Source organism: Herbaspirillum sp. meg3 (assembly GCF_002257565.1).
Taxonomy (GTDB): domain Bacteria; phylum Pseudomonadota; class Gammaproteobacteria; order Burkholderiales; family Burkholderiaceae_D; genus Herbaspirillum.
The window spans coordinates 3,384,406-3,399,987 of sequence record NZ_CP022736.1 but is presented as its reverse complement, the minus strand read 5'-3'; the positions used below and the strand labels follow the sequence as shown (position 1 = coordinate 3,399,987).

Genomic DNA, 15,582 nt, shown 5'->3' with positions numbered 1-15,582 from the left:
ACTTCAAAATAAGCGCGAACCGTCAGGCACAGCCTGATCGGGGGCGAACAACACCACTTCTCCTTGTGCGTCGGGGAATCCCAGGGTCAACACTTCCGACATGAACTTGCCGATCTGCCGTGGCGGGAAGTTGACCACGGCCGCCACTTGTTTGCCCACCAGTTGATCAAGCTGATAGTGCGTCGTGATCTGCGCGCTGCTTTGTTTGATGCCGAGGGTAGGGCCGAGGTCAATCTTCAGCTTGTAGGCCGGTTTACGCGCTTCGGGGAAGGCTTCGGCAGAGATGATCGTGCCGATGCGAATATCGACCTTGAGAAAATCGTCGAAAGTAATCGGCGCTGCGGCCGGGGCGCTGGAGTCGTGTAGCAGGTGCATGCGATGTGCTCAGAAAAATAAGCGTTGTTGCAAGGTGGCTCGGCTGCAATTCAGCAGCAATTCAGCCGCGGTTCGCCAGTGCTTCGCCAATCATGACGAGCACCGGGCCGCTGCATTGCGTCAGGCCTTGTTCCAGGGTACCGAGTTCCAGATCAAGGATGCGCTCGTTGTCGCGGCTGCAATTTTCCACCACCACCACCGGCGTCGTCCGGGCATAGCCGAGGGACAGCAAACGCTGGGCCGTTGCCGTCGCTTCACGGCCGCCCATGTACTGCACCAGCGTGTCGCCGTTGGGCATGATGAATTCGGTCGGCTCATCCGGCGCCGTGCTGGAGGTGAACAGCGACACGCTGCGCGCGATCCCGCGTTTGGTCAGGGGGCGTTGCGCAGAAGATGCGGCCGCCAGCGCGGCAGTGATGCCGGGAACAATTTCGTAAGGAATGTTTTGGCTGTCGAGGGCGCGCAGTTCTTCGTCAGCGCGGCCAAACAGCATTGGATCGCCGCCTTTCAGACGCACCACCAGACGGTACTGGTGTGCACATTCGATCAGGCGTTCATTGATCACTTGTTGCGCCGTAGAGCGTTGGCCGCTGCGTTTGCCGACGGAGATCTTGACGGCTTGCGGGCACAATTCGAGCATTTCTTCGGTGACCAGCGCATCGTGTAACACGACGTCCGCCTGGGTAAGCAGACGCGCCCCGCGCACGGTAATCAGATCTGCAGCGCCGGGGCCGGCACCGATCAGATAAACCTTGCCGATGGGTGTCGCAGAGAGAGGAGACATTGGCGCGTTGGCTGGATTGGCTGGGGCTGAGCTCATGCTGAAAATAATAAGAATCGCAGCCCGGCACATACCGGCTGCTGCGTGTTCCAGCCCATCATTTCGGGTGAAATTTCGGGTGAAACGCCACAGCAGCGATTATCAGGCATCCAGACGGATCATGCCAGCGGCAACCGTTTGATGCGTGACTTCGTCGATCAGGATGAAGGCGCCGGTCGCGCGGATAGTGTCGTAGCTGTCGACGGCAATGGCTTGCTGCACATTGATCGATACACGAGCAATGTCATTGAGCTTGAGCGATTCGGCCGGATGACGTTCCTGGGTGTTGATATCAAGCAAGGTATCGACTTTGGACACGCGCGCCGCGACCTGCTTGGTGGTGTGCTTGAGCCAGTATTTCCGGCGTGGGTCGAGCGCGTCTTCCGACAGCCAGCACAGATCGGCGTTGACGGTCTTGAGCAGTGTCGGCGCACTTTCCGCAGAAGCGAGCATGTCGCCGCGCGAAATGTCCAGATACTCGTCCAGCAGAATTGTCACTGATTGACCGGCCGATGCCGATGGCAGCGAACCGTCCAGCGTCAGGATATCCTTGACCGTTGCGGTCTGGCCGCTCGGTTGCACCAGCAATTTATCGCCTTTGCTGACTTTGCCGGCTTCGATACGGCCCATGTAGCCGCGGAAATCGTTGGCTTCGTGGCCGTTGTGGCGCGCCACCAGTTGTACCGGGAAACGGAACGGCTCTTCGTGTGCATCTTCGTACACCGACAGCGACTCCAGCAGTTCGATCAGCGTCGGGCCTTTGTACCACGACAAGTTGTCGCCGGCGGTCACAACGTTGTCGCCCGCCAGCGCCGACAGCGGAATCGGACGTACGTCCTTCAGGCCGAGTTGCGCAGCGAATTCCTGATACGCGCCGACGATGCGGTCGTACACGGTCTGGTCATAGTTCACCAGATCCATCTTGTTGACTGCGACCACGACGTGCTGGATTTGCAGCAGGTGAGCGATGGTCGAATGGCGTTTGGTTTGTGTCAGCAATTCCACACTGCCGTCGTCGCCGAGTTTGACCTTGGACACGTCGATCAGAATGATCACCGCATCGGCGGTCGAGGCGCCGGTCACCATGTTACGGGTGTATTGCTCGTGGCCTGGCGTATCGGCGATGATGAACTTGCGCTTGGGCGTGGCGAAATAGCGGTAGGCCACATCGATGGTGATGCCTTGCTCGCGCTCGGCTTCCAGACCGTCGGTCAGCAGTGACAGATCGATGGTGTCACCTACGGTGCGCTTGTGCTTGGCGCGCGAGATGGAGGCGAGCTGATCAGCGAAGATGCCCTTGCTGTCGAACAGCAGACGGCCGATCAGCGTGCTCTTGCCATCATCCACCGAACCGGCAGTGATGAAGCGCAGCAGTCCACGTTCATGGGACGTTGTATTCAAGTCTTTTTCGGCAACAGCGGCATTCATCAGAAATATCCTTCTTTTTTACGTTTTTCCATCGACGCTTCGGAGGTCTGGTCGTCCATGCGCGTCGCGCCGCGTTCGGTGATCTGGGTGACGGCGGTTTCGGCGATGATGGCTTCCACGGACGCGGCATCGGATGCCACCGGGCAGGTGCAGGAGATATCGCCGACGGTGCGGAAGCGCACGATGCGGTTCTCGACGGTTTCGCCTTCCTTGGCAGGCGTCAGCTCGGTCAGCGGCACCAGCAGGCCGTTACGCGGGATCACCTGGCGCTCATGCGCAAAGTAGATCGGCGGCAGCGCCAGTTTTTCGCGGGCGATGTATTGCCAGACGTCGAGCTCGGTCCAGTTGGAGATCGGGAACACGCGCATGTTTTCGCCCGGATGGACGCGCGTGTTGTACAGATCCCAGAGTTCTGGGCGTTGGGCCTTCGGATTCCATTGGCCGAACTCGTCGCGGAAGGAAAAAATACGTTCCTTCGCGCGGGCTTTTTCTTCGTCGCGGCGTGCGCCGCCGATACAGGCGTCGAACTTGAATTCTTCAATGGTTTCCAGCAGCGTCACGGCTTGTGCGGCATTGCGCGAATCGGTCAGCGGGTTGCGCAGACGCACTGTGCCGCGCTTGATCGAATCTTCGACCGAACGCACCACCAGCTTTTCACCCAGCTCGGCAGCGCGCTGGTCGCGGAAGGAAATGACTTCGGGGAAGTTGTGGCCCGTGTCGATGTGCACCAGCGGGAACGGAAACTTGCCGGGGCGGAACGCCTTCTCGGCGATACGCAGCAGCACCACGGAATCCTTGCCGCCGGAGAACAGCAGGGCAGGGTTGCTGCACTCGGCTGCGACTTCGCGCATGATGTGGATGGCTTCCGATTCCAGCCAGTCCAGATGGCGGCTGCTGGCGTTGTCCAGGAAAAGTTGTTCAACTGCTGTGTTCATACGATGACCTTTGGTTCAAGTCGAATTTCAAATCGAGTGCTGCGAATACGATGAATACTGCGATGGCAGCAGCGCTGCACATCGGGATAGTGTGTTTGGCAGCAGATCGGCAGAGCGAAATCAGGCCGGCGCGGTCTGCGATTTGATGCGGATCAGTTTGCCGTCCACCACGTGCAGGCCGCATTCCTTGGAGTCGGGGTTTTCCCACCACCAGCGCCCGGCGCGTACGTCTTCGCCCGGCTGGATCGCACGGGTGCAGGGCTCGCAACCGATCGACGGATAACCTTGATCGTGCAGCGGGTTGTACGGCACCTTGTGGTCGCGGATGTATTGCCAGACGTCTTCTTCCGACCAGTCGGCCAGCGGATTGAACTTGGCCATACCGTGCGCCGGATCGTCTTCCTGTACATCGAGCGCGGCGCGTGTCACTGATTGCGCACGGCGTTGTCCTGTGATCCAGGATTTGTTGCCGGCGAGCGCACGGTTGAGCGGCTCGATCTTGCGGATACGGCAGCATTCCTTGCGCATCTCGACGCTGTCGTAGAAAGCGTTGAGTCCGTTCTGGCTGACATATCGCTCGACGGCGGCAGGTTCCGGACGATACGGCGTGACGTCGTAGTCGTAGGTTTCCTTGATGCGGTCGAGCATGCCCAGTGTCTCTTTGTGCAGGCGGCCGGTTTCCAGCGTAAAGATGCCGATCTTGTCCTGCAGCTTGCTGCGCAGGATCATGTCGGTCAGCACCATGTCCTCCGCAGCCATGCTGGAGGCGAACACAGCCGGCGTATATTCGGCGGCGATCTTTTCCAGCGTGACGCGGGTAGCGGCAATCAGGTCTTGCAAAGCTTGTTCGGACATGGCGTTACTTTCTTCCCTTGATTCTGAAATCAATCGCGGGTGACAACCGTCTCGCGTTTGGCGCGACGGAACAACGGGTTCTTCTCATCCCACGAGGTCTGGTACTTTTCCGAAAAATCGGTCAGGCCCTTCAATGCATCGTGGATATCCTTGTCGGCACGCACGGCGAAGGCGTTGAAACCGACGCGCTGCATGTAGAACAACTGGTCGCGCAACACGTCGCCGACAGCGCGCAATTCGCCGGTGTAGCCTAGGCGGGCACGCAGGTTGTAGGCGATGGAATAGCCACGGCCATCGGCGAACTTCGGGAAGTCCACGGCGATGACCTGGAATGGCGCCAAATCATCTTTCAGTTCTTCCGGACGCTCGTCGCTGGCGAACCAGACGCCGAGTTCCTTGCGGCCTTGCAGCGCGGCGCGTTGCGCCTGCCACACCTTCAGGGGCACGATGATCTTGCCTTCAGGAACGGTGACGCCTTCGGGCGTTTCACCTTCGCTCAGGCGCAGTATGGTCCAGTCATCGCTGATGACGACTTTGTCTTTAATCAGATTAGGCACAGACGTCTTCTCCAGTGACATGATCAGCTTTGATCGGGGTTGCATAGACGAAATCCTTGAACGGTGTGACGCCGACGCGGCGCACGGTGTCGATGAAACGTTCGTCTTCGATGCGTTGTTTGACATAGACCTGCAGCAGGCGGTCGATCACGGTCGGCATCTGATGCGCCGAGAACGACGGGCCGATGATCTTGCCGATGCTTGACGTATTACCTTGCGCACCGCCCAGCGACACCTGGTACCACTCGGCGCCATCCTTGTCGACACCCAGAATGCCGATGTTGCCGACATGGTGGTGGCCGCAGGCGTTGATGCAGCCCGAGATGTTCAGCTCGATGTCACCGATGTCGTGCTGGAAATCGATATTGTCGAAACGTTCTGCAATGGCTTGTGCGATCGGGATCGATTTGGCATTGGCCAGCGAGCAGAAGTCACCGCCAGGGCAGCAGATGATGTCGGTCAGCAGGCCGATGTTTGGCGTGGCCAGACCGTGCGCTTTTGCTTCTTTCCACAGCGCATACAGTTCGCTTTTCTTGACGTCGGCCAGCACCAGATTCTGCTCGTGCGTGACGCGCAGTTCGGAGAAGCTGTAACGGTCTGCCAGATCGGCAACGAAGTCCAGTTGGTCGGCGGTGATGTCGCCCGGCGGTACGCCGGTTTTCTTCAGCGACAGGATCGCAGCGGCGTAGCCGGGAACCTTGTGTTCCTTGACGTTGCGCTTGATCCAGTTGGCGAAGCCCTTGTCTTCAGCCTTCAGGCGTTCGTATTCTGCGTCAGTGGCCGGCAGCGTTTCGTAGGCAGGCTCGGTGAAGTAGTTCGCCACGCGTTGCAGTTCTTCTTCGGTCAGTGTCGACGGGCCGTCCTTGATGTGCTGCCATTCTTCTTCGACCTGGCGTGCAAATTCTTCAGGGCCGATAGCCTTGACCAGAATCTTGATGCGCGCCTTGTAGATGTTGTCGCGGCGACCGTACTGGTTGTACACGCGCAGGATCGCTTCCAGGTAAGACATCGCGTGCTTCCAAGGCAGGAAGTCGCGGATCTGGCTGCCGAGGATCGGTGTACGGCCCATGCCGCCGCCGACCAGCACGCGGAAACCGACTTCGCCTGCTTCATTCTTGATCACGTGCAAACCGATGTCGTGCACGGCAGTCGCTGCGCGGTCTTGCTCGGAACCACTGATGGCGATCTTGAATTTGCGTGGCAGATAAGCGAACTCGGGGTGGAAGGTGCTCCACTCGCGGATCAGTTCGGCGTAAGGGCGCGGATCGACGATCTCGTCGGCGGCGACGCCGGCCAGTTCGTCCGAAGTCGTGTTGCGGATGCAGTTGCCGGAGGTCTGAATGGCGTGCATTTCAACCGTGGCGAGTTCGGCCAGGATATCCGGCGACTCTTCCAGCTTGATCCAGTTGAACTGGATGTTCTGGCGTGTGGTGAAGTGGCCGTAGCCGCGGTCGTATTTGCGTGCGATATGGGCAAACATGCGAACCTGGCGTGATGCCAGCAGACCGTAAGGAACCGCGATGCGCAGCATGTAGGCGTGGCGTTGCAAGTACAGGCCGTTTTGCAGACGCAGGATGCGGAATTCATCCTCGATCAGTTCATCGGAGAGGCGGCGGCGCACTTGGTCTCGATATTGTGCAACTCGCTCTTTGACGATCAGATGATCGTATTGGTCATAGCGGTACATCTTGTAGTCCCTGTTAACGTCTTGTCGAAATCTTGCAGTCGAGATTCCGTGTGATTAAAAAATAAAGGCCTGTAACTTAAAAAACCAGCTTCAGGGCAACGCTCGTCAGCGTAACTGCCAGCAGGCCACGCAAAAACTTCTCCGGCACCGCACGCGCAGCGAGCGAACCGATGGTGATGCCCGGCACCGAACCCAGCAACAAAGCGCCCAGCAGGCTCCAATCAATCGAGCCCAGCCACCAATGGCCGAATGCAGCGATGGCCGTCAGCGGTACCGCATAAGCGATATCAGTGCCGGCAATCTCAGCGGGCGACAAGCGCGGGTAGAGCAGTACCAGCAGGGTAGCGCCGACAGCACCGGCGCCGATTGACGAAATCGTGACCAGGATGCCGAGTACGGCGCCGGCCGCGATGGTTGCGTTGGTCAGCTGCTGACCTTGCAAGTGGCGCTCCGGATGGGCATTCAGCCATGCCTGAAGTTTACTCTTAAACAGCAATGCGATCACGGTCAGGAAAACCGATACCGCGATGGAATAGCGGATGACGAGGCTGATGCTGTCGCTGACGGCGCCAAAATGCTTGAGCAGCAGCGTGGCGACCACGGCGGCAGGCAGCGCGCCGTAGGACAGGCGACGCACGATATCCCAGCGCACTGTGCCTTTGAAACGATGCGCAAACGTCCCGGCCGTCTTCGTCGCCGAAGCAAAGGCCAGGTCTGTGCCGACCGCCACGCTGGGGTGGATGCCGAACAGCAACGTCAGTAAGGGAGTCATCAGCGAGCCGCCGCCGACACCGGTCAATCCGACCAGCAATCCCACAGCAAATCCGCTGACTACATAAGAAACAGTCATAACACCTCGTCTATAACAGGTCGAATCGTAATAAACTTAGGCTCCAAACCAAACTACTTACTATTTATTTGCTTATATGCACAATCGGCATATGCAAATACAGTCGCTGAAAAAACCTGTTGAAAGTCTTCCGTAGAGGCCATGAGACCTCTTGCTACGGGCTTGAACAGGTTCTGAACATACAGAAGGACGGGTCATGAATCTGCATCAATTCCGCTTCGTCAGGGAGGCGGTAAGACAAAACTACAACCTCACCGAAGCCGCCAAGGCGTTGTATACCTCCCAGCCAGGCGTCTCCAAGGCAATCATTGAGCTCGAAGAAGAACTCGGCGTCGACATCTTCACGCGTCACGGCAAGCGTATCCGCGGCCTGACCGAACCGGGGCGTGCGGTGTTGCGCTCGGTTGAGCTGATCATGCAGGAAGTCGACGGCCTGAAGCGCATCGGCAAGGAGTTTGCGGCTCACGACAGCGGCAGTTTCACTATCGCCACCACGCATACCCAGGCGCGCTATTCGCTGCCGAAGGTGGTGCAGGCGTTCACGCAAAAATATCCCAAGGTGAGGTTGTCGTTGCTGCAAGGTAATCCAAAGCAGATCACCGAGATGGTGCGCAACGATCAGGCCGACATCGCCATCGCGACCGAAGCGCTGGCCTCGGGCGAAGGACTTGTCTCTTTGCCATGTTACCAATGGGAGCATGTCGTCGTCGTATCCGCCGACCATCCCTTGCTCAAGTCCAAGAACTTGTCGCTGGAAGAAATCGCGAGCTATCCGTTGATCACCTACGATGCCGCCTTCAGCGGCCGCAGCAAGATTGACCATGCCTTTGCTTTACGCGACCTGAAACCGGACATCGTGCTCGAAGCTATCGACGCCGACGTCATCAAGACCTATGTCGAGCTGGGCATGGGCGTGGGCATCATCGCCGGAATGGCCTTTGACGCCGAGCGTGACCGCGGGCTGCGATCGATTCCTGCGGGTCATCTGTTCGGCACCAATGTGTCGCGTGTGGCGTTGAAGCAGGGCGCTTATCTGCGCAGCTATGTTTATACCTTCATCGAATTGCTCGCTCCGACGCTCAATCGCAAGCTGATTGCGCAGGTCATGGAGGGCGAGAAGGATATGTACGAACTTTGACGAATTTTGAATGCATCGGCTGCCGGTGACGCCGGCCGATGATCTGGAACTGATGCAATGATGCGAATGCTTGCCGGCCTGCATGGCCACACTTTGCGCCGTGTACGCCGTCTTTGGCTGCAATACGGAATTCTCTGGACGGGGGCAGTACTGGTCGGTCTGGTGGCGGTGATGTATGCGTGGCTGATCGATTTCGGCTTTACGATGTTCCGCGTGATGCAGCGCGGTCACGAATGGCTGCCGTTGATTCTGACGCCCGCCATGAGTGCCCTGTGTGTCTGGCTGACGCGGCGTTTCTTTCAGGGCGCGGAAGGCAGCGGTATTCCGCAGGTCATCGCCTCGCTGGGCGAAGAGGGTGAGCTGCATGCCAAACGTGCGCCCAAGCTGCTGTCGTTGAAGATCCTTGCCGGCAAGATCGGCGTGTCTTTTCTCGGTATTCTTGGCGGCTTCACTATCGGTCGCGAAGGGCCGACGGTACAGGTTGGCGCTGCGCTGATGTTCCAGATGCGGCGCTTTTATCCGCGTCCCAGCGCCTTGCTGGAAAAACGCCTGATCCTGGCCGGTGCTGCCGCTGGTTTGTCGGCAGCTTTCAATACACCCTTGGCCGGTATCGTCTTTGCAATTGAAGAGCTGTCACGCAACTTCGAACAGCGCGCCAGCGGTATTGTGATTACCACCATCATTTTTGCAGGCGTCGTTGCTCTGGGCCTGAACGGCAATTACACCTATTTCGGCACCATCAATGCCGGGGATGACAGTGCGCGCGAGTTGATTGTGGCGGTGGTCGTCAGCGGTGTGCTGATGGGTGTTGCGGGAGGCGTTTTCTGCTGGTTGCTGCTCAATACCCATAAATGGATCCCTGCGCCTTTGCGCACCTTGCGGGCGGAGAGCCCGGTTGTATTCGGCGCATTGTGCGGTCTGGTCGTGGCAATTGTCGGCATCTGCGCCGGCGGCATGACCTTCGGTAGTGGATATGCTGAAGCCAAGGGTTTGCTCACCGACCAGACGCAATTGTCGGCATGGTACCCAATCGCCAAAATGGTATCGATGGTCGGGTCTTATTTGCCGGGTATCCCGGGTGGCATCTTCGCACCGTCGCTGTCGATCGGCGCCGGTTTCGGCAATCTGCTGCACATGGTGTTTGATCACACTTCGCTGTCGATGCTCATCGCGCTGGCGATGGTGGGCTATCTGGCGGCAGTCACGCAATCACCCATCACCGCTTTTGTGATCGTGATGGAAATGATCAATGGCCACGCGCTGGTGATTTCATTGATGGCGACCGCCTTGCTGGCGAGTCGTGTGTCGCGCTTCTTTGCACCGCCTTTGTATGAGGCGCTGTCGGAACGTTACGCGCAGCCGCATCGTTGAGTGTTAACACGCCCCTGGTCGTAAAAAAAGCTGAGACCGCGAACGGTCTCAGCTTTTTTATTTGCTGCTTGGCTTGCTGCTCAGTCAGACCAGTCTGACCGGTCTGACTATCAGACCTGTGCTACCGCTTTGGTAGCGGCGCGACAGCCTTCCAGCAGGAAGGACAGGCCGACCACGAGCACCAGTTCACCTTCGGCAGAGCGCGCGGTACCGGTAATGCCGTTGGTCTGGATTGCGGTCAACGGTTTGATCACCAAGTCAGCAGTACCTTCCACGGCTTCGACACCGAGGATATACGGATGCGGTACGGCCATGACGATACCGACGCGTTCGCTGCCCGGTTCATAGCCAAGCACGCCAGCCAGTGAGTGCACCGGCAATGGACGCCCCTGGTCGCGCAGCACCGGTGCACCGCCGACTTCGTCGAACTCGGCGGGCAATTCCACCACACGTTCCACGACTGCCATCGGCAATGCCAGCGCTGCACCGGCGGTACGCACCAGCATGGTTGGGATGATCGACAATTCAATCGGCAAACGGATCGAGAAGCGGGTACCGACACCCAGTGTGGAGTCGATGCGGATTGTGCCACGGTGCTTTTCCACCGCCGTTTTCACCACGTCCATGCCGACGCCGCGTCCCGACACGCTCGACGCCACTTCCTTGGTCGAGAAGCCCGGCAGGAACACCAGTTGCAGTGCTTCATCGTGGCTTTGTGCTTCGTGTTCGCCGATCAGACCCTTGCCGATTGCCTTCTTGCGCAGGAAATCTGGATCCATGCCTTTGCCGTCGTCGAAGATTTCAATCATGACGCTGCTTGCTTCTTGCCATGCCTTGAGCGAAATGGTTGCCTTGTTCGGCTTGCCGGCAGCACCGCGATCGGTTTCAATACCGTGGTCGAGCGAGTTGCGCAGCATGTGAACCAGCGGATCGTAGAGGCTGTCCACGACGACGCGGTCGACTTCGGTTTCTGCACCGGAGATCGCCAGATCAACGTCCTTGCCCAGATCCTTGGCCAATTCGCGCACCAGTCGTGGGAATTTCTGGAACAGGCGACCGACCGGCTGCATGCGCGTTGACAGTGTGGCGCGTTGCAGTTCGCTGGAGTAGCGCGAAGCGCGGCCGAGAGTTTCTGCCAGTGTCGACATCAGCGATGCGGCTGTGCCTTCGAACTTGAACTGTTGCAGCTTTTCCAGCAACACGGCAGCCTGATTGGCGGCCTGTACCGATTCGCCCGCAACTTCCAGCAGAGCATCGAGCTTGCCGGCATCGATACGGATGCTTTCTTCTTTGCCGCCACCAGGTTGATTGTCGGTGGCACGACGTGCCGGCGGAGCCGCAGGCGCAGCAGCTTTTGGTGTTGCCGAAGGCAGCGATTTGGGATGGCCGGAGGCGGCGGCTTCGGCATCGGCTGCTTCAGCCGGCACATCCGCAGCGGCGGTAGTTGCAGTAGATGCCGCCGCCGGCGCACCGCTGACGGAAGCACTGTCTACACCGCCGGAAACGGCCTGGTACAGTGCGTTCCAATCTAATGATCCATCTGCGCCAAGCACACTGGCGCCACCGTTGGCAGAAGGCGTCGACACCGTTGCCGAGGTTGCTGATACGGCTGCCGGAGCAGAAGCCGGCGCTGCCGCTGGAGCAGGTGCCGCAGCGACAGGCGCTGCCGCGTTACCCTCAATGGCCTGCGTCAGGATGTCTTCCAAATCTTGCGGCATCGATGCGAGGCTCGCAGGATCGGCGCCGTTGGCCAGCTCAGTGAGCTGATCGGCGACAAAGCCGCTGGCTTGCAGCGCGGCTTCGATCGCCAGCGGCGTGACCGGTGCTTTACCCGTACGCAGTGCGTCGAACAGGTTTTCCGTCAAGTGACAGGCCGAAACCATGGCCGGCAGATTGACGAAGCCGGCTCCACCTTTGATGGTGTGGAAGGCACGGAAAACCGCGTTGAGAATTTCCAGGTCGTCAGGATGCCGTTCAAGAGTCAGCAGATGCTCTTCAACGTTAGTCGCGAGGTCCAATGCCTCGACGACAAAATCCTTGAGCATTTCGTCATCCATTAGAACCCCAGGCTATCGAGTAAGTCGTCCACATCATTTTGCACCATGGCGGAGCCGGGAGCGGAAGGCCCGTTAAGCAGTTCTGGTGGTTTTTCCATCGCCGCTTTGACTTCTGGCGGTGCGTTGTCACGCAGCAGCTGAGCCAGTTCGCGCTCGGCGATGGCAGTGATGCCGACAATCTTCTTGATTAGCTGACCGGTGATGTCCTGGAAGTCCTGCGCCATCATGATTTCAAGCATGCGAGCTTTTTCGACCTCGGTAGCTTCGATGACGGCGGAGGAGAACTTCTTGGAGTCAGTCGCCAGGTTCTTGAATTCATCGATAGTCATCTGGCCGGCGAACAGGCGCGCCCAGCGATCGTCGATATCCTTGGCTTTGCTGGCTAGCGCATCCTGGGCTGGCATACCGGCATCGATCGTGTTCAAGACCTTGTTGGCGGCTTGTTCGGTCAATGTCGCAACGTGTTCCAGACGGCCTTGCGCATCGCCGATCTGCGATGCCACATCCGACAGAGAGCGGTCGTAACCGAGCTCGCGCATCGAATCGTGCAACAGGCGGACGATGCCGCCCAGACGTTCGTACATGGGTTTGTCGGACTGATCTTCTAGCGATGCAGCCGGGCTCGCGGAGGGCGCCGGCTCCGCTGCTGCAGTCGCAGCAGGCAGCGTTTGCGCTGAAATCTCGTCGAATAGTGCCTCTAAATCAACATCGTCACTCATGATCTTCTTTTCTCCATACAAATTTGATGCGTTATTTGCTTCTGCCGCAGATGCAGACAATCTGTCACAACTGAATTACATGGGATTACGACGAGATGGTTCGGTGATAGAGGCTCCTGTTCTGACAGATGGCTCAGGCAATTCATGTCGTCTTATGCATATCGGCCAGGAAAAACAAACCTGTAGCAACCTGACCGTTGCACTCGCTTGCTGTACCGGATGTGTTCTGTTGCTGAATTCCCCGCTTGACGCCTCGGTCGAGGCGGATCTGCTATTTGTTGAACGGATTATAAGTCCCTGTCAAGCAGCTCCATCGGCTAAAAAGCGATGAAAATTCCCCATTTCAATGACGTTATAACGACGATGTCGGTTTGCAGGCAATCTTACTGCAAGGGTGCTTCGCTTGTCACCACAGATTGCCGGGCGTGGCGTTGCCGCATACAATTGCGCCGTTTTGGTGCTCGCCGGTGCAGTCGCACCCTCGTCCAGCGAGTTAAACGGGAAGTACGGCGCGGGAAGACGGTCCAAATATTGTCGACCCGCCAACGTACGCTGCCCCCGCAACGGTAAACAAGCGCTGTCGCTGTCGACAGCAAACTGCCATGGTTCGCCACTGTGCTCGTCCTGACCCTGTTCAAATCAGAGTCAGTATGCATGGGAAGGTGTGGCAGTCGGTGCGGCCGTTGTTTTTTCGGCCATTTTTGCCAGCTTGCAGCCCGGATACCGGCCAGACAGGGGAAGGGTAATACCTTCAAATTCAATCCGGCTTGCGGGGAGGCAGGCTGGAAGTGCATATCAGAAACAGATCATGAAACATTTCACTTTGTCCTGGCGCCTCGTCGCCGGGCCTGCCATTGCTGCTTCGGCGGTGCTGTCGGCTTTTCCAAGCCAGGTTGTGGCAGAGCAAACTGCCTCCGACGTCACGGCAAGCGGCGCAGCAAACAGCAATCTGATGCCGGTCGTGGTAACGGCGTCACGTTTCCCCAACGACCCGGCATTCAGCCCGATCGGCGCCACGGTCATCAGCGCCGATGACATCCGCAACGCCGGCATCGACAACGTCAACGAAGCCATCCGCAAACTCGGTGGTGTGTATGGACGCCAAAGTTTGGCCGGGCCGGGCGACTATGCGCTCGACATGCGCGGGTTCGGCAGCAACGGCGATCAGAACATGGTGATCCTGATCGACGGCGTGCGCCTTTCGGAAAACGAATTGTCGACCGCCTTGTTGTCGTCGGTGCCCATCGACAGCGTCGAGCGTATTGAAATCATACGCGGTGGCAGCAGCGTGCTGTATGGCGACGGCGCGACCGGCGGCACGATCCAGATCATTACAAAGCGGCCGACGGCGGATGCTATCCATGGCACGGTGATCGGTGAGATAGGCAGCTACGGCCTGCGCAGCGGACGGGCCAGTGTCGCCAAGGGATGGGACGGCTTCGCACTGAATGCTGCTTACAGCAAACAGCGTTCCGACAACTATCGCGACAACAATAAGAGCGATCAGGAAAATTTCAGCGGCGCAGCGCAGTGGTTTTCCAATCAAGGGCGCTTTGGACTGCGCATTGATCTGGCGCGCGCCAACTATGGTTTGCCAGGTTCGCTGTCGATGGCACAGTTTCTTGCCAATCCACGTCAGACCGCCAATCCTAAGGACTATGGCTCTTATGACAGCGATCGCATTACCGCCTTCTTTGAGCGCAAGTTGGGTACATTCGATCTTGCCGCAGAGCTGTCGCATCGCGAGAAAATTTCGCGCTCCAGCTATGGCGGCGCTGCCGTCACTGAAGTGCATAGTCGCACCACGCAGTTCTCACCGCGCCTGCGCCAGGTTGCTGAAGGCCGATTGCTGAAGAACGAAGTGGTCACGGGGATCGATTATTCCGAATGGCAGATCGGCAACATCAACGGCAGCAGCGATGCATCGCAGACGGCGCGCGCCGCCTATGTGCGCGACGAATTGCAGATCGCCGGGAACACGCGCATCGCGCTCGGCGCACGCCATGAAGTATTCGACAAGAAGAGCGTCATCGGCGGCTATGACAAGGGGCAGGGAGTCAACGCCTGGGATGCGCAGGTGAGTCACGCGGTCGTGCCGTCCGTGCGCATTTTCGGCAAGGCAGGGCAAAGTTATCGTTTGCCGACTGCAGATGAAAACGGGTTCACTGCCTTGGCCACAGGACAAATTCTCAAGCCGCAAACATCGCACGATCTGGAGTTCGGTGCGACGCTGGGCGAGGCGGACAACAACGCCACGCTCAAGTGGTTCCGTCATCGTCTCAAGGATGAGTTGTTTTTCGACCCGACCGTTGGTGCATTCGGCGCCAACGTCAACCTCGATCCGACCAAGCGTCAGGGCATTGAGTTGGAAGCCAGCGCGCGTCTGAATCAAGACTTCAGTCTGAAGGCCAACTTCCAGCATGTCATCGCCACCTTCACCGGCGGTCCCAATTCCGGCAAGGAAATGGTGCTGGTGCCGAAGAACACCGCGTCCGCCCGCCTGAATTGGAACGATGGAAGTCAGACAGCCAATGTCGGCGTCTTGTGGGCCGACTCTCAACGTTACGGCAGCGATTTCAGCAACACCTGCAATGCCCGCATGCCGTCGTACACGACATTCGACGCGCGTTACGCTGTGCGCGTCAGTGCGTGGGAGTTCGCGCTCACAGGTAGCAATCTAACCAATAAGGACTATTTCTCGCAGGCTTTCGGTTGCGCCGGCGGTATCTATCCGGATAGCGGACGTACAGTAAAATTCACGGCTCGTTACGACTTCTAAAGCAGACCGCC

13 protein-coding genes and 1 riboswitch are annotated in these 15,582 nt (G+C 58.4%); of the genes, 3 read left to right on the top strand and 10 right to left on the bottom strand.

Going from position 1 to position 15,582, the window contains the following annotated elements:
• Nucleotides 1-3: 3 nt before the first annotated feature.
• From hmeg3_RS15325 to hmeg3_RS15290, 8 genes are all read right to left on the bottom strand, one after another.
• The gene (locus hmeg3_RS15325; RefSeq protein ID WP_094564485.1) at nucleotides 4-375 is read right to left on the bottom strand and encodes a tRNA-binding protein; all 372 of its coding nucleotides are present in this window, start codon (nucleotides 373-375) and stop codon (nucleotides 4-6) included.
• 61 nt (nucleotides 376-436) lie between these two features.
• Nucleotides 437-1,159, bottom strand: coding sequence for a uroporphyrinogen-III C-methyltransferase (gene cobA / locus hmeg3_RS15320; protein ID WP_232511658.1), 723 nt, complete (start codon nucleotides 1,157-1,159; stop codon nucleotides 437-439).
• Nucleotides 1,160-1,297: 138 nt separating this feature from the next.
• Nucleotides 1,298-2,623 carry a sulfate adenylyltransferase subunit 1 gene (locus tag hmeg3_RS15315; RefSeq protein WP_094564483.1) on the bottom strand — a complete coding sequence of 442 codons (1,326 nt, stop codon included), beginning with the start codon at nucleotides 2,621-2,623 and terminating at the stop codon, nucleotides 1,298-1,300.
• Nucleotides 2,623-3,558 carry a sulfate adenylyltransferase subunit CysD gene (gene cysD / locus hmeg3_RS15310; protein WP_094564481.1) on the bottom strand — a complete coding sequence of 312 codons (936 nt, stop codon included), beginning with the start codon at nucleotides 3,556-3,558 and terminating at the stop codon, nucleotides 2,623-2,625. The genes hmeg3_RS15315 and cysD overlap by 1 nt, the downstream gene beginning before the upstream one ends.
• Nucleotides 3,559-3,678: 120 nt before the next feature.
• Nucleotides 3,679-4,413 (bottom strand): phosphoadenylyl-sulfate reductase, encoded by a 735-nt coding sequence (locus hmeg3_RS15305; protein WP_094564479.1) that lies wholly within the window; start codon nucleotides 4,411-4,413, stop codon nucleotides 3,679-3,681.
• 29 nt (nucleotides 4,414-4,442) lie between these two features.
• Nucleotides 4,443-4,970: a DUF934 domain-containing protein gene (locus tag hmeg3_RS15300; RefSeq protein WP_094566383.1), complete on the bottom strand. Its 528-nt coding sequence runs from the start codon at nucleotides 4,968-4,970 to the stop codon at nucleotides 4,443-4,445.
• Nucleotides 4,963-6,657 carry a nitrite/sulfite reductase gene (locus hmeg3_RS15295; protein ID WP_094564478.1) on the bottom strand — a complete coding sequence of 565 codons (1,695 nt, stop codon included), beginning with the start codon at nucleotides 6,655-6,657 and terminating at the stop codon, nucleotides 4,963-4,965. Before hmeg3_RS15295 ends, hmeg3_RS15300 begins: the two co-directional genes overlap by 8 nt.
• Before the next feature lie 76 nt (nucleotides 6,658-6,733).
• The gene (locus hmeg3_RS15290; protein WP_094564477.1) at nucleotides 6,734-7,507 is read right to left on the bottom strand and encodes a sulfite exporter TauE/SafE family protein; all 774 of its coding nucleotides are present in this window, start codon (nucleotides 7,505-7,507) and stop codon (nucleotides 6,734-6,736) included.
• Between the two features lie 196 nt (nucleotides 7,508-7,703).
• On the opposite strand from hmeg3_RS15290, the gene hmeg3_RS15285 reads away from it, so the two are divergent.
• Together hmeg3_RS15285 and hmeg3_RS15280 are read left to right on the top strand one after the other, a co-directional pair.
• Nucleotides 7,704-8,645, top strand: coding sequence for a CysB family HTH-type transcriptional regulator (locus tag hmeg3_RS15285; RefSeq protein ID WP_094564475.1), 942 nt, complete (start codon nucleotides 7,704-7,706; stop codon nucleotides 8,643-8,645).
• 57 nt (nucleotides 8,646-8,702) lie between these two features.
• A complete protein-coding gene (locus hmeg3_RS15280) occupies nucleotides 8,703-10,016 on the top strand; it encodes a chloride channel protein (RefSeq protein ID WP_094564473.1) in 1,314 nt (437 codons plus the stop codon).
• 110 nt (nucleotides 10,017-10,126) lie between these two features.
• On the opposite strand, the gene hmeg3_RS15275 is transcribed toward hmeg3_RS15280, so the two are convergent.
• Together hmeg3_RS15275 and hmeg3_RS15270 are read right to left on the bottom strand one after the other, a co-directional pair.
• Nucleotides 10,127-12,073, bottom strand: a complete 1,947-nt coding sequence (locus tag hmeg3_RS15275) for a chemotaxis protein CheA (RefSeq protein WP_094564472.1) — start codon at nucleotides 12,071-12,073, stop codon at nucleotides 10,127-10,129.
• Nucleotides 12,073-12,792: a protein phosphatase CheZ gene (locus tag hmeg3_RS15270; RefSeq protein ID WP_094564471.1), complete on the bottom strand. Its 720-nt coding sequence runs from the start codon at nucleotides 12,790-12,792 to the stop codon at nucleotides 12,073-12,075. The genes hmeg3_RS15275 and hmeg3_RS15270 overlap by 1 nt, the downstream gene beginning before the upstream one ends.
• A 438-nt stretch (nucleotides 12,793-13,230) precedes the next feature.
• Nucleotides 13,231-13,539, top strand: a riboswitch (cobalamin riboswitch).
• 61 nt (nucleotides 13,540-13,600) lie between these two features.
• Between hmeg3_RS15270 and hmeg3_RS15265 the strand changes: the two genes are divergently transcribed.
• A complete protein-coding gene (locus hmeg3_RS15265; protein ID WP_094564469.1) occupies nucleotides 13,601-15,571 on the top strand; it encodes a TonB-dependent receptor in 1,971 nt (656 codons plus the stop codon).
• Nucleotides 15,572-15,582: the final 11 nt, after the last annotated feature.